Raw genomic sequence first — 13537 nt, 5'->3', positions numbered from 1 at the left:
AGGTGGTCGGAGAGCCGATCTGAGGAGTGCACGTGGGCGGTGTCGACGAGTTCGCGGGGTTGTGGGATCCGGAGCCGGGGTGGCTGAACACGGCCTCCTACGGATTGCCGCCGAGGCCGGCCTGGGAGGCGTTGCAGGCAGTGCTGTCCGACTGGCGGGTCGGCGCCACGAGTTGGGAACCCTGGGACGCGTCCACGACCCGTTCGCGGGAGTCGTTCGCGCGCATGGTCGGAGCCGACGTACGGGATGTCTTCGTCGGCAGCACGGTCTCGGCTGCGCTGGTCCCGATCGCGGCCGCCCTTCCGGATGGCGCGAAGGTTCTCACCGACGACGTCGAGTTCACGTCGAACGTCTTCCCGTGGAAGGTGCACGAGGACCGTGGTATCGAGGTCGTCGGCGTACCAGGAGACCAGTTGGTCTCGGCGATCCGGCCAGGTGTCGACCTGGTCGCGGTGAGTGCGGTCCAGTCGTCGACCGGAGTCGTCCTCGACCTGCCCGCGGTGGTTGCCGCGAGCAAAGAGGTCGGTGCGCTCGTGGTGATCGACGCGAGCCAGGCGCTCGGCTGGCTGCCGCTGACCGTGGACGGGATCGACGGACTCGTCGCGCACACCTACAAGTGGTTGATGTCGCCGCGCGGTGCGACGCTTGGCTACCTGTCGCCGCGACTCCAGGAGCGGTGCCGCCCGATGGCCGCCGGGTGGTACGCCGGTCAGGACGTGCGCGGCTCGTACTACGGGACCCGGATGGACCTCGCCGACGGCGCGCGCAGGTTCGACCAGTCGCCGGCCTGGTTCTGCTTCGTCGGTGCCGCACCGGCGCTGGAGTTGGTCGAGGAGATCGGCGTCGAGACGATCAACCACCACAACGTCGGCCTGGCGAACGAGTTCCGCGCCGGCCTCGGTCTGCCGCCGTCGAACAGCGCGATCGTCAGCACCAGCATCCCCGGAGCCGACGACGCCTTCGCGGCCGCGGGTATCCGGGCCGCCGTGCGCGACGGCAAGCTCCGCGCGTCCTTCCACATCTACTCCACGCAAGCCGACGTACATCAGGCCTTGGCAGCCCTGAAGCCCCTGATTAACAGCTAGAGGTGGGTCTAGCTGCCGGGTTAGGGTGCCGCCCATGGGTCTGAGCATCGGGCAGGTGGCGGAGCGGACCGGGCTGAGCGTGCACGCGCTGCGGTTCTACGAGCGGGAGGGGCTGCTCGCGGACCCGGTCCGGCGGGAGTCGAACGGCCGGCGCGTCTACACCGAGGACGACGTCGACTGGCTCGACATGTGCATCAAGTTCCGCTCGTCCGGGATGCCGCTCGACACGATCCGCAAGTACACCGACCTTGTTCGCCAGGGGCCGGGCAACGAGCAGGACCGCCTGGCGTTGCTCCGCAGCCACCAGGACTACGTCAGCGCGCAGATCCAGGAACTCAACGAGTGTTTGAACGTCATCACCCACAAGGTCGACATCTACACCGAGAGTCTCGCCGAGGGCACCGCCGACTGCCTCTGGGTAGCCCCCGGTCCCACCGACGCGTCAGCTGCCTCCTGAGCCGCAGCACAGACGCCCGCGCCACCTCTCCGGCATCGCTGATCGCCGGAGGTGGTGGAGAGATCTGAGTCGTGCCACTGTGAGGTGACGGCCGGCGCAGCTCAGCGCCGCGGCGACCGGCCCGAGGACGGGCCGATGTGACGGTGGGTATCGACAGCGCACCGGAAATGCGCGGCCGAGTGCGGCCAAGCCTCCGTCGGGGGTGGGGGAGTCATGAATCCCAGACGACGCCTGGGGATTTTCACGCTGGTGCTGGCGCTGCTGGGAGCGGCGGTGGCCTGCAGCGACGATGCACCTGAGACCAAGGCCGAGGCCGATGCGAGCCCGGTGACGATCCAGGTCGGGACGGCCGACGACGATCCGGACAGTCCTGGCGGGATCGCGATCATGAAGCTGGTCGAACTGGTCCGAACCAGCTCCGACGGCAACCTGCTCCTCTATCCGGTCTGGCAGGCGTCCGGGGAGGAATCCGTCGAGTGGGACCAGAAGATCGCCCGGATGGTCAAGGAGAAGCAACTCGGGATGGGGATGGTCCCGGCCAGAGCCTGGGACACCGAAGGCGTGAGCACCTTCCGTGCACTCAACGCGCCGTTCCTGGTCACATCGGACGCGCTGGCCGACAAGATCGTCACGAGTTCCGACCTGTCCACCGAGTTGATGTCGGGCCTCGAGAAGGCCGGCGTCATGGGTCTGACGCTGCTGCCGGAGAGTCCGCGGCACGCGTTCGGTTTCCGGCACCCGCTGGTGAGGGTCGAGGACTACAACCTGCAGACCATCCGGACACCCCGGTCCGCACTCAACGAGGCGACCTTCCGGGCGCTCGGCGGGAAGCCGGTCGACATCACCGACAGCAGCTTCGTCCAGGGCGTCGCGGACGGGTCGATGGCCGGCGTCGAGTCGGGATTCCTCCTGGCCCGCGGTCTCCCGGCGCCGTCCACCGCGGCCGGGAACGTCACCTTCAACGAGAAGGTGAACACCCTCGTCATCAACCCCGAGGTGTACGCCGGGCTGTCGGAGGACAACCGGACGGTCCTGCAGACCGCAGTGAAGGACCTGCAGGAATGGGTGCTCACGAACCGGACCACCGAGACCGCCAACGCTGTGGCGTTCTGCAATCTCGGGGGAAAGATCGTCACGGCCGGCGCCGCGGATCTCGCAGCGCTGACCAAGGCCGTGCAGCCCGTGTACGCCGAACTGGCGAAGGATGCGAAGGCCCAGGCGCAGATCGAGCGCATCCGCACCCTGAAGCAGTCCATCCAGATCCCCGCGGAGGACGTGGCAAATCCGTGTCCGTGACGGGGATCAGGCAGGCAGGAGGGCAGCCTCCATCGCGGTGAGGGTTCTGCGCATGTTGCCGGCGAGCTGATCGAGCCGGCCCTGGATGATTCGCGCCGCGTGGGTGGGGTCGTTGCGGACGCCCGCCCGCAGGCCGCTGTCGCCGGGACCGTGCGTGAAAGTCTGGTGCACCAGGGTCTGCGAGCCTTGCGGTCGCAGGTCGTACTCCCAGTGGGCGAACGCCTCGTCCTCGTCGCCGTACACGTCCCAGCCGAACCTGGTCAGCTCGTCGGCAACCGTGACCACGCACGTCACGTACGTCTCGAACCCGTCCGCAAACCTGTTCCGTGCCTCGAACCGCGCCCCGGCGACAAGCCGGTTGTCGTCGAGCCAGGCGCCGTAGTAACACTCCGGACTCCACTCGCCGTACCGATCGACGGCCGTGATTCCCGCCCACACCTGCTCGACGGGAACCCTCAACACCACCTGGACCTCGGTGCTCGCACCGGTCACTCCGTAGTCGTTCATGCCCCGGACGTCGTACTCACCCGAGCGGCCTCGACATTTCGCCGCGGGCCTTGATAGATGCTGCCTATCGACTGATAGGCAGCATTGCTTTGACCCTGCGATGCTGGCGACGGAATGTTGTATACATGACGAGTGAGGTCGTGGCCGCAGCCCCCGTCCCGGTCCCCGGGCGTGCCCAGCGAGTACGCGAGATAGCCACCGAACTGCGAGGGCTCCGGGGTGCGCTGATCCCGATCCTGCACGCCGTCCAGGAGGAGTTGGAGTACGTCGACCAGGTCGACATCCCGGTCATCGCCGACGTCCTCAACATCGCCGTGGCCGAGGTGCACGGCGTGGTCACCTTCTACAAGGACTTCCGCCGGGCACCGGCCGGGAGGACGACGGTCGCGATCTGTCAGGCGGAGGCTTGCCGATCGGTCGGTGCGGCCGAGCTGGCCGAGCACGCCAAGCGCACTATCGGCTGCGGTTTCGGTGAGACGACGTACGACGGCCGGATCACCCTCGACGAGATCTTCTGCTTCGGCAACTGCGCCCTCGGACCCGCGGTCCAGGTCGGCGAGAAGTTGCACGGTCGCGTGACACCGGCACGACTCGACGCCCTTCTCGGGGAGGCCCGATGACCATTCGTGTCTACGTCCCGCGTGACGCGGCCGCACGCTCCGTCGGAGCGGACGAGGTCGCCGAGCGGATCGCCACGGCGGCCGCGGCGCACGGTGAGGACGTGCAGGTCGTGCGCAACGGTTCGCGCGGCATGCTCTGGCTCGAGCCGCTGGTCGAGGTCGAGACCGCCGAAGGCCGGGTCGGCTACGGTCCGGTCGCGCCTGAGGATGTCGATGGCCTGCTCGCGGCCGGGATGCTCAGCGGCGAGGTCCGCGACATCGGCGCTCACCTCGGCGTCGTCGACGAGTTGCCGTGGATGAAGCGGCAGCAACGACTCACCTTTGCCCGGGTCGGGGTGACGGATCCACTCTCCGCCGAGGAGTACACGTCGTACGGCGGGATGCGGGGACTGCGGGCGGCGCTGGCACGGACGCCGGCCGAGGTGGTGGAGACGGTGGTGGACTCCGGGCTGCGCGGACGTGGCGGCGCCGGGTTCCCGACCGGGATCAAGTGGCGGACCGTGCTCGGCGCCGAGTCCGACCTCAAGTTCGTCTGCTGCAACGCCGACGAGGGCGACTCCGGGACGTTCGCGGACCGGATGCTGATCGAGGGCGATCCGTTCACGCTGATCGAGGGGATGACGATCGCGGCGTACGCCGTCGGGGCCTCGGAAGGATACGTGTACCTGCGGTCCGAGTACCCCGACGCGGTGGCGACGCTCAGGGCCGCGATCGAGATCGCCCGGTCGGAGGGCTGGCTCGGGGACGACGTCCTCGGCTCCGGCTTCGCCTTCGAGCTGCACGTCCGTGTCGGCGCGGGCGCGTACATCTGCGGTGAAGAGACCTCGATGCTGGAGAGCCTTGAGGGCAAGCGTGGACAGGTCCGGGCCAAGCCCCCGATCCCTGCCCTGGAAGGGCTTTTCGGCCGTCCGACCGTGGTGAACAACGTGTTGTCGCTGGCAACTGTCCCGGTGATCCTGGCTGAGGGTGCCGAGGCCTACGCGGCGTACGGGACCGGCCGGTCGCTCGGTACGAGCGTGTTCCAGCTCGGTGGGAACGTGGCCCGCGGCGGGATCGTCGAGACCGCGTTCGGCATCACCCTCGGCGAACTGGTCAACGACTTCGGCGGCGGTACGTCGTCGGGCCGCCCGGTGCGGGCCGTCCAGGTGGGCGGCCCGCTCGGCGCGTACCTCCCGGTCGAGCAGTTCGACCTGCCGATGGACTACGAGGCGTTCGCGGCGGCCGGTGCGATGGTCGGGCACGGCGGGATCGTGGTGTTCGACGAGACCGTCGACATGGCCTCGATGGCGCGGTTCGCGTTCGAGTTCTGCGCGGCCGAGTCGTGCGGCAAGTGCACCCCGTGCCGGGTCGGCGCCGTCCGCGGCGTCGAGACGATCGACCGGATCGTGGCCGGTGAGGACCGGCAGAAGAACCTCGTCCTGCTCGACGACCTGTGTGAACTGATGACCGACGGCTCGCTCTGCGCGATGGGCGGGCTGACACCCATGCCGGTACAAAGTGCCGTCCGTCACTTCCGAAAGGACTTCGGCGCATGAACGAGCGAAGCGAGTTCATCATCAAATACAGCGCCCTTTGTGTCTCATCCGCGCCCGGAGCGAAGCGAGGACGCGGATGAGCTTGCTCAAGGAACCCGACTTCGGTACGCCGGCCCGCCCCGGCGAAGCCACCGTCGAACTGACCATCGACGGAATCGCGGTGACCGTCCCACCCGGGACCTCGGTCATGCGCGCGGCCAAGCAGGCCGGGGTCGACGTCCCGAAGCTGTGCGCCACCGACAACCTGGAGGCGTTCGGCTCCTGCCGGCTGTGCGTGGTCGAGATCGACGGAGTCCGCGGTACGCCGGCCTCCTGCACGACACCGGTGGCACCCGGCATGTCCGTGCGGACCCAGAACGAACGGCTCGGCAAACTCCGCCGCGGCGTGATGGAGCTCTACATCTCCGACCACCCCCTGGACTGTCTCACCTGTTCGGCCAACGGCGACTGCGAACTGCAGGACATGGCCGGCGTCACCGGCCTGCGCGAGGTCCGTTACGGCTCCGGCGTCGAGGCCGGAGCGAACCACCTGGACCTGCCGACAGACTCCTCCAACCCGTACTTCGACTTCGAGGCGTCCAAGTGCATCGCGTGTTCGCGCTGCGTCCGCGCCTGTGACGAAGTACAGGGAACTCTCGCGCTGACGATCGAGGGCCGTGGTTTCGACTCGAAGGTCGCGGCCGGGGCGGGCGTCTCGTTCATGGAGTCCGACTGCGTGTCCTGCGGCGCGTGCGTGCAGGCGTGCCCGACGGCGACTCTGCAGGAGAAGTCCGTCGTCGAGCTGGGTATGCCGACGCGGTCCGTCATCACCACCTGCGCGTACTGCGGTGTCGGCTGCTCGTTCAAGGCAGAGATGCGCGGTGACGAGTTGGTGCGGATGGTGCCGTACAAGAACGGCGGCGCGAACGAGGGCCACTCCTGCGTGAAGGGCCGGTTCGCGTTCGGGTACGCCAGCCACCCGGACCGGGTGCTGGAGCCGATGGTGCGCGACACGATCGCGGACGAGTGGCGGAAGGTCTCCTGGGACGAGGCGATCTCGTTCACCGCACGGCGGTTGCGCGAGATCCAGGCGCAGTACGGGCCGGGCGCGATCGGGGCGATCACCTCGTCGCGGACGACCAACGAAGAGGTGTACGCCGTACAGAAGATGGTCCGCGCGGTCTTCGGCAACAACAACGTGGACACCTGCGCGCGGGTCTGCCACTCGCCGACCGGGTACGGCCTGAAGCAGACGTTCGGCGAGTCGGCCGGCACCCAGGACTTCAAGTCGGTCGAGGAGGCCGACGTGATCCTGGTGATCGGCGCCAACCCGACCGACGCCCACCCGGTCTTCGCGTCCCGGATGAAGAAGCGGCTGCGGCAAGGCGCCAAGCTGATCGTGATCGACCCGCGGCGGATCGACCTGGTCCGTTCACCGCACATCGAGGCCGCGCACCACCTGCGGCTCGCGCCCGGCACGAACGTGGCGATCATCAACGCGATCGCGCACGTCGTGGTCACCGAGAACCTGGTCGACCGCGCGTTCGTGGCGGACCGGTGCGAGGACTTCGAGACGTGGGAGTCGTTCATCGCTCGGTCCGAGCACAGCCCCGAGGCGGTGGCCGACATCAGCGGCGTACCGGCCGAGGAGATCCGCGCGGCGGCCCGGTTGTACGCGACCGGCGGCAACGGCGCGATCTACTACGGGCTCGGGGTCACCGAGCACAGCCAGGGCTCGACCATGGTGATGGGGATGGCGAACCTCGCGATGGCGACCGGCAACATCGGCCGCCCCGGCGTCGGGGTGAACCCGTTGCGTGGGCAGAACAACGTGCAGGGTTCGTGCGACATGGGTTCGTTCCCGCACGAGTTGCCGGGCTACCGGCACGTGTCCGACGACGGCGTCCGCGAGGTCTACGAGAAGCTCTGGGGTACGCCGCTGCTGAACGAGCCGGGCCTGCGGATCCCGAACATGTTCGACGCCTCGATCGAGGGATCGTTCCGGGGTCTGTTCGTGCAGGGTGAGGACATCGCGCAGTCCGACCCGAACACGCAGCATGTGTTCGCGGCGCTCGGTGCTCTGGACCTGCTCGTCGTCCAGGACCTGTTCGTCAACGAGACCGCGAAGTTCGCGCACGTGCTGTTGCCGGGGACATCGTTCCTGGAGAAGGACGGCACGTTCACGAACGCCGAACGGCGGATCAACCGAGTTCGTCCGATCATGGCCCCGGAGACCGGCAAGCAGGAATGGGAGATCATCTGCGAGATCGCCCAGGCGATGGGCTACCCGATGCACTATGACTCGGCGAGCCAGATCATGGACGAGATCGCGCAGACCACGCCGACGTTCATGGGCGTCTCGTTCAAGAAGCTGGACGAGGTCGGGTCGATCCAGTGGCCGTGCAACGTGGACTTCCCGAACGGGATGCCGATCATGCACGAGGAGGAGTTCACCCGCGGCAAGGGACGGTTCATGGAGACCGTGTACGTGCCGACGACGGAGCGGTCGACGCGGAAGTTCCCGCTGATCCTCACCACCGGGCGGATCCTGTCGCAATACAATGTCGGCGCCCAGACCCGTCGTACGGCGAATGTCGCCTGGCACCCGGAGGACATCCTGGAAATGCATCCGCACGACGCCGAGGTCCGCGGGATCGAGGACGGCGACCAGGTCGCGCTGTCGAGCCGGGTCGGACGGACGGAGCTGCGGGCCAAGCTGTCCGACCGGATGCCGGTCGGGGTCTGCTACACGACGTTCCACCACCCGGTCACCGGGGCGAACGTGATCACCACGGACAACTCCGACTGGGCCACGAACTGCCCGGAGTACAAGGTGACCGCGGTCCAGGTCGACCTGCTGCCCGACAAGGTGGACACCCGGGCCGAACGCGAGCCTGTCGTTGCCGGCGGCAACCAATGAGCGCCGGACTGCCCCCGCACGTCCGGCTGGCGAACGAGATCGCGGCCCAGTTCGCCCACCGCTCACCCACGGACGCCGCCACCGCGGTCGCCACCCACATGAACGCCGTCTGGGACCCGCGCATGAAGGCGGCCCTGATAGCCCACGTCCAATCCGGAGCCGAAGACCTGGACCCCATCGCCGCCCTGGCAGCCCAACAGCTGGCCACCAAGTGACCACAGACCATGACCCAGCCCTCCAAGAAGTTGGAGAGGACAGGGCTGCGGCATCGGATCCCGGCCGTTTGCTTCGGGCGCGGCGGGCTGAGGTTTCTTGGGATTTTGCTCGGCAGGTGGCTCATGCTGCGGGGACGCCACTGGGGGCGGTCTCGCGGAGTCTGAGTGACGCGGACGGGCTCACGCTGGCCGCGCCACTGGTTTCTACGGTTGCAGTACCGCCCGTGGATCGCTCGGCCATGGACGGGTTCGCGGTGCGGGGCACCGGACCCTGGCGCGTGGTCGGACAGGTAGGCATCGGGTGCGCCGACCCCGTGAGGTTGGAGGAGGGCGAGGCCTGCGGCATCGTGACGGGAGCCGCGGTGCCGGCGGACGCGACCTCGGTGATGCGGTCCGAGGACAGCGTGTTGCTCGGCGACCGCCTCGACGGCCCAGGTGAAGAAGGCAAGCACATCAGGCGGGCCGGAGAAGAATGCAAGGCCGGTGAACAACTCCTGCCGGCCGGCGTGACCGTCGACCCGGCCGTCCTCGGCCTCGCCGCAACCGTCGGGCTCAACCGCCTGACCGTCATCCCGAAACCCCGCGTAGCCGCCCTCGTCACCGGCGACGAACTCGTCCACCGCGGCCCGTCCGGACCGGGCCGGGTCCGCGACGCCATCGGCCCCATGCTCCCGGGCCTGATCACACGCGCCGGCGCCGTACCCGCACCGGTCAGGCACCTCCCCGACTCCGGCGCCGACCTGATCAACGCCCTCGACACAACAGACGCCGAGCTCATCCTCGTCTCCGGCTCGTCCGCCTCCGGCCCAGCCGACCACCTCCGCCCGGCGCTGTCCGCCCTCGGCGCCGAGCTGATCGTCGACGGCGTCGCCTGCCGCCCCGGCCACCCCCAAGCCCTTGCCCAGTTGCCCGACGGCCGCCTGGTCATCGGCCTCCCCGGCAACCCCTTCGCCGCCCTCGTCGCGTTCCTCACCCTCGGCGTCTCGGCCCTCCTCCGCATGCGCGGCCTCCCGCTCCCGAGCCTCACACTCACCCCCATCCCCGGCGGCCTCCAGTGCCACCCCCGCAGCACCCGCCTCGTCCCGGTCCGCCTCGAGCCGTACGGCGCCGTACCGGTTGGGCATGGCGGATCCGCAATGCTCCGAGGTCCAGCCGCAGCCGACGCACTGGCCGTTGTCGACCCCGGACCAGCCGAAGCGATCGCCGCAAGGCTGCTGCCGCTCGATCCAGGAGCACGCCCATGGGCCGTGTGATCGCACGCCGTCCGGTACTGCGTCTCGGCCCGGGAGGCGAGCGGAAGCGCCCGGACTCGATCGCCGTCGAGGAACCGCTGGAGATCCGCGTCGACGGCAAACCTCTCGCCGTCACCATGCGAACGCCCGGACACGACGTCGAGCTCGCACACGGGTTCCTGCACACCGAAGGTGTGATCGGCAGCGTCGACGACATCCGCGAAGCGCGGTACTGCGACTCCTTCGACGACGAAGGCCGCAACACCTACAACGTCCTCGACCTCGGCCTCGCGCCCGGCGTACCGCCGCCCCTCGCCGGTGTAGAGCGCAACTTCTACACCACCTCGTCCTGCGGCGTCTGCGGCAAGGCGTCCCTGGACGCGGTCCGGGTGAAGACACGGTTCTCTCCGGCAGACGATCCGATGACCGTGCCATTCGACGTACTGGCCGGACTGCCCGACGCGTTGCGGGCCAAGCAGCAGGTGTTCGACCGGACCGGCGGCCTGCACGCGGCCGGCCTGTTCACAGCAACCGGCGAGCTGCTGGTCGTCCGCGAGGATGTAGGCCGCCACAACGCCGTCGACAAGGTCGTCGGCTGGGCCGTCCTCGGCGGCATGATCCCGGCCACCGGCTGCATCCTGGTCGTCTCCGGGCGTACGTCGTTCGAGCTCGCGCAGAAGACTGTGATGGCAGGCATCCCGGTCCTCGCCGCCGTCTCCGCGCCGTCGTCCCTCGCAGTCGATCTGGCGGAGGAGGCCGGGATCACCCTGGCCGGCTTCATCCGCAACGGCAGTATGAACGTCTACACCCGCCCGGACCGCATCACGACCGCGGCCGAAAGGCTCACCTCACCAGCCTGAGCCGGTCCGTAGAGCGCCTCTCCGCGCTCTTCGAGGAATGCCCAGTAGCGGTCGCCGAAGGACCAGTGCCACCACTCGGTCGGGTAATTCACCAGCCCGGCAGCGGACAGTACGTCGGCCAGCAACGCCCGGTTGGTCCGCGCCTCCCTGCTGATGTTGGTCGCGTCGAAGAAGCACGCGCCGTTGCTCTGCTCGGGTGTCGCGTCGATCGGCGTACCCAGGTCGAGCGGGCCGTGTGCGCCGATCAGCGTGAGGTCGACCGCGGCGCCGGCAACATGGGGCGCCACCTCGACCGGGGACACGAACCGGCTCGCGAGCACGTGAACGTCGTGATCGGAGATGCCCGGGTGCAGCCGCTCGAGCTCAGCCCGGTAGCCGTCGTAGATCTCCTGCTGGCTCTCGATAGGCCGCAGCCCTTCCACCACGTGCAGCTGAATCCCTGCCGGTAGGAAGGTGTCCGCTACCGCCAGCCGGTCGGCCACGCTCTCGCGAGCGAACTGCTGGTTCGGCGTCGAGATGCCACGGGTGTAGAGGTCGACCAGCGGCTCGCCGGTCTCCACCACCGGGATCGTGGTGATCCGCTCGTCACTCAATAGGACGGTCATCCGTTCGCCACCGCCGTCCGCAGCAGGGTGTCGACCACGTCGGCGTAGCTCATCCCGGCCGCCGCCCACATCCGTGGGAACTGCGACGCCGGGGTGAACCCGGGGAACGTGTTGATCTCGTTGACCACCGGCTCGCCGTCGGCCGGGATGAAGAAGTCCACCCGGGCCAGCCCTTCACATCCCAGTACCTCGAACACCTCGATCGCCGTACGTCGCAGCCGCTCGGCCAACGCAGGATCCAGCGGCGCCGGTACGACGAAACGCGTGGCGCCGCTGTCGTACTTGGCTGTCGCGTTGAAGAACGGCTGGGACGGATCACTGTGGATCTCCAGCGCGGGCGCGGTGTCGACCCGGCCGTCGGGGAACTGCAGCACGGCCAGGTCGATCTCCCGGCCGACCATCTCCCGTTCGACGAGTACGTGCGGATCGAGGTCGGCGGCGTCCGCGATCGCGTGCGCCAGCGAGGCCAGGTCGGTCGCCCGAGTCACGCCGTAGCTGGAGCCGCCGTTGCCCGGCTTGACGAACACCGGGAAGTCGAGGCCGGCCGCTTTGATCGTCTGCATCGCGGCCTCGGTGTCGGTGAGATCCGGTCCGCTGAGTGTCACGCCCGGAGTGACCGCGATGCCGTGGGCCTTGAGGACCGCCTTGGTGAGGTGCTTGTCCAGACCGACCGCGCTCGCCGCGACGCCGCTGCCGACGTATGGGACCTGCAGTTGGTTGAGGAATCCCTGCAGGGTGCCGTCCTCGCCGCCTTCGCCGTGCAGGGCCGGGACGGTGACGTCGCAGGCCTGCAGGATCTCGATCGCCTCGTGCTGCCCGTCCACCCAGTTGCCCTTGGCATCGATCACCAGCGGGATCGCTGTATGGCCGAGGATCTCGACCGCCTTGGCGATACCTCTGCCGCTCGCCAGTGAGACCTGGTGTTCGGGGCTCGCGCCACCCATGACGACTGCGACCTTCATCGACTGCCTTCCTCGTAGCGTCGGGGCACCCGGGATCCGATGCCGCAGTAGATCTCGTGCGGGATCGTGCCGGCCCAACCGGCCCAGTCCCTGGCGGTCGGCTCACCCTGGGAGCCGTCGCCGAAGATGGTCACCGGTTCGCCCGGCTCGACCGCCAGGTCACCGGCGTCGACGACGAACTGGTCCATCGCGATCCGCCCGATCACGGGCATCCGGACGCCCCGGCAGAGAACACTCGCCTGACCGGCCGCGACCCGTGGGATGCCGTCGGCGTACCCGAGCGGCACCAGGGCGACCGTGGTGTCGCGCGGCGCGATGTAGTCGTGGCCGTACGAAACCCCTTCACCGGCGTGGATCCGGCGTACCTGGGCCAGCTTGCTCATCAGTCGCATCGCCGGCCGCAGCCCGATGCCCGTCTCGTCGATGCCGTACAGACCGGCGCCGATCCGGACCAGGTCGCAGTCCGGCGCGTCGAGTGTGATCGCACCGGCGGAGTTGGCCAGGTGTACGACGCTCGGCCGCAGACCGGCCCGTCGCGCGAGACTCACCCCGGTCCGCAGGAGCTGGAGCTGCCTCTGGCTTTGCACGGCGTCGGCGGAGTCGCCGTGCGAGAGGTGGGACCAGACCCCGCGGACCGTGACGGCGCCGAGCGCCTCGTAATGCGCCGCCGCACGGGTGAGTTCGATCCACTGGTCAGGTGCACTGCCGGCCCGGTGCAGTCCGGTGTCCAGCTTGAGGTGCACGCAGTGGACGGATGGGATCGAAGCGACGCGCTGGAGTTCGGCGATCGTCGAGACGCTCACATCCACGTCGACGTCGCCGAGCAGCATCAGCTCCGCGGCGTCGTACAGCCAGGTGAGAATCGGAGTGGTCAGTCCGCCCGCGCGCAACTGCAGCGCCTCGTCGGCGCGAGCCACACCGAGCCAGGTCGCCCCGGCCTCGACCGCAGCCCGGGCCACCGGTACGGCGCCGTGGCCGAAGGCATCCGCCTTCACCACCGCCATCACTTCCTGCGGGACGAGCCGCCGGAAGGTCCGGACGTTGTCGCGGACAGCCGAGAGGTCGACGACCGCCTCGGAAAGCCCGGCAATCCCACGTGTCGCCGGGCGGTGGCGAGACTGAACCAGGTTCATGACCGCCATTGTTGTTTCTGGCAACCATCAGGATCATCGGAGTAAGGAACGATGTTGCCCGGGCCGGGCGTACGACTCTGGTAGTACGAGTTGGCATGCCCTGGGCTGACCTGCCTCGTCATAATGGACGA

13 protein-coding genes are annotated in these 13537 nt (G+C 68.7%); 9 read left to right on the top strand and 4 right to left on the bottom strand.

Translation table 11 applies throughout. The annotated features are described in order from the left end of the window. Positions 1-32: 32 nt before the first annotated feature. The 3 genes from ACGFH6_RS36810 (at position 33) to ACGFH6_RS36800 (ending at position 2838) form a co-directional block, all read left to right on the top strand. Positions 33-1085: an aminotransferase class V-fold PLP-dependent enzyme gene (locus ACGFH6_RS36810; protein WP_393393769.1), complete on the top strand. Its 1053-nt coding sequence runs from the start codon at positions 33-35 to the stop codon at positions 1083-1085. 34 nt (positions 1086-1119) lie between these two features. Further along, positions 1120-1542 (top strand): MerR family transcriptional regulator, encoded by a 423-nt coding sequence (locus tag ACGFH6_RS36805; RefSeq protein WP_393393766.1) that lies wholly within the window; start codon positions 1120-1122, stop codon positions 1540-1542. A 213-nt stretch (positions 1543-1755) separates the two neighbouring features. Beyond that, a complete protein-coding gene (locus ACGFH6_RS36800; protein ID WP_393393764.1) occupies positions 1756-2838 on the top strand; it encodes a TRAP transporter substrate-binding protein in 1083 nt (360 codons plus the stop codon). A 6-nt stretch (positions 2839-2844) separates the two neighbouring features. Here the strand turns inward: ACGFH6_RS36800 and ACGFH6_RS36795 are convergent, their stop codons facing one another. Continuing rightward, entirely contained in the window at positions 2845-3345 is a 501-nt protein-coding gene (locus ACGFH6_RS36795; protein ID WP_393393761.1) for an SRPBCC family protein, read from the bottom strand. Positions 3346-3470: 125 nt separating this feature from the next. On the opposite strand from ACGFH6_RS36795, the gene ACGFH6_RS36790 reads away from it, so the two are divergent. The 6 genes from ACGFH6_RS36790 (at position 3471) to fdhD (ending at position 10706) form a co-directional block, all read left to right on the top strand. Then, positions 3471-3965, top strand: coding sequence for an NAD(P)H-dependent oxidoreductase subunit E (locus tag ACGFH6_RS36790; RefSeq protein ID WP_393393758.1), 495 nt, complete (start codon positions 3471-3473; stop codon positions 3963-3965). After that, positions 3962-5500, top strand: a complete 1539-nt coding sequence (locus tag ACGFH6_RS36785; protein WP_393393756.1) for a formate dehydrogenase beta subunit — start codon at positions 3962-3964, stop codon at positions 5498-5500. The genes ACGFH6_RS36790 and ACGFH6_RS36785 overlap by 4 nt, the downstream gene beginning before the upstream one ends. A 76-nt stretch (positions 5501-5576) precedes the next feature. Continuing rightward, positions 5577-8399, top strand: coding sequence for a formate dehydrogenase subunit alpha (gene fdhF, locus ACGFH6_RS36780; RefSeq protein WP_393393753.1), 2823 nt, complete (start codon positions 5577-5579; stop codon positions 8397-8399). Next, positions 8396-8614 (top strand): formate dehydrogenase subunit delta, encoded by a 219-nt coding sequence (locus ACGFH6_RS36775; protein WP_393393750.1) that lies wholly within the window; start codon positions 8396-8398, stop codon positions 8612-8614. Before fdhF ends, ACGFH6_RS36775 begins: the two co-directional genes overlap by 4 nt. Then, a complete protein-coding gene (locus tag ACGFH6_RS36770; RefSeq protein ID WP_393393747.1) occupies positions 8611-9867 on the top strand; it encodes a molybdopterin molybdotransferase MoeA in 1257 nt (418 codons plus the stop codon). The genes ACGFH6_RS36775 and ACGFH6_RS36770 overlap by 4 nt, the downstream gene beginning before the upstream one ends. Continuing rightward, entirely contained in the window at positions 9855-10706 is an 852-nt protein-coding gene (fdhD, locus tag ACGFH6_RS36765) for a formate dehydrogenase accessory sulfurtransferase FdhD (RefSeq protein ID WP_393393743.1), read from the top strand. The genes ACGFH6_RS36770 and fdhD overlap by 13 nt, the downstream gene beginning before the upstream one ends. On the opposite strand, the gene ACGFH6_RS36760 is transcribed toward fdhD, so the two are convergent. The 3 genes from ACGFH6_RS36760 to alr are packed head-to-tail and all read right to left on the bottom strand — an operon-like array spanning position 10649 to position 13406. After that, positions 10649-11311 (bottom strand): M15 family metallopeptidase, encoded by a 663-nt coding sequence (locus ACGFH6_RS36760; protein ID WP_393393740.1) that lies wholly within the window; start codon positions 11309-11311, stop codon positions 10649-10651. The genes fdhD and ACGFH6_RS36760 overlap by 58 nt on opposite strands. Then, positions 11308-12273 (bottom strand): D-alanine--D-alanine ligase, encoded by a 966-nt coding sequence (locus ACGFH6_RS36755; RefSeq protein ID WP_393393737.1) that lies wholly within the window; start codon positions 12271-12273, stop codon positions 11308-11310. The genes ACGFH6_RS36760 and ACGFH6_RS36755 overlap by 4 nt, the downstream gene beginning before the upstream one ends. Then, entirely contained in the window at positions 12270-13406 is a 1137-nt protein-coding gene (alr, locus tag ACGFH6_RS36750; RefSeq protein WP_393393734.1) for an alanine racemase, read from the bottom strand. The genes ACGFH6_RS36755 and alr overlap by 4 nt, the downstream gene beginning before the upstream one ends. Between the last annotated feature and the right edge of the window lie 131 nt (positions 13407-13537).

It is taken from the genome of Kribbella sp. NPDC049227, assembly GCF_043197265.1.
Classification (GTDB): domain Bacteria; phylum Actinomycetota; class Actinomycetes; order Propionibacteriales; family Kribbellaceae; genus Kribbella.
Note: the sequence above shows the minus strand (reverse complement) of the source record. Positions and strands in the feature narration are given on the sequence as shown.

Coding starts and splice junctions, on each gene's coding strand:
- ACGFH6_RS36755 (WP_393393737.1), bottom strand. CDS start 12,273: ATGAAGGTCGCAGTCGTCATGGGTGGCGCGAGCCCCGAACACCAGGTC.
- ACGFH6_RS36795 (WP_393393761.1), bottom strand. CDS start 3,345: ATGAACGACTACGGAGTGACCGGTGCGAGCACCGAGGTCCAGGTGGTG.
- ACGFH6_RS36790 (WP_393393758.1), top strand. CDS start 3,471: ATGACGAGTGAGGTCGTGGCCGCAGCCCCCGTCCCGGTCCCCGGGCGT.
- fdhF (WP_393393753.1), top strand. CDS start 5,577: ATGAGCTTGCTCAAGGAACCCGACTTCGGTACGCCGGCCCGCCCCGGC.
- fdhD (WP_393393743.1), top strand. CDS start 9,855: ATGGGCCGTGTGATCGCACGCCGTCCGGTACTGCGTCTCGGCCCGGGA.
- ACGFH6_RS36800 (WP_393393764.1), top strand. CDS start 1,756: ATGAATCCCAGACGACGCCTGGGGATTTTCACGCTGGTGCTGGCGCTG.
- ACGFH6_RS36785 (WP_393393756.1), top strand. CDS start 3,962: ATGACCATTCGTGTCTACGTCCCGCGTGACGCGGCCGCACGCTCCGTC.
- ACGFH6_RS36775 (WP_393393750.1), top strand. CDS start 8,396: ATGAGCGCCGGACTGCCCCCGCACGTCCGGCTGGCGAACGAGATCGCG.
- alr (WP_393393734.1), bottom strand. CDS start 13,406: ATGAACCTGGTTCAGTCTCGCCACCGCCCGGCGACACGTGGGATTGCC.
- ACGFH6_RS36805 (WP_393393766.1), top strand. CDS start 1,120: ATGGGTCTGAGCATCGGGCAGGTGGCGGAGCGGACCGGGCTGAGCGTG.
- ACGFH6_RS36760 (WP_393393740.1), bottom strand. CDS start 11,311: ATGACCGTCCTATTGAGTGACGAGCGGATCACCACGATCCCGGTGGTG.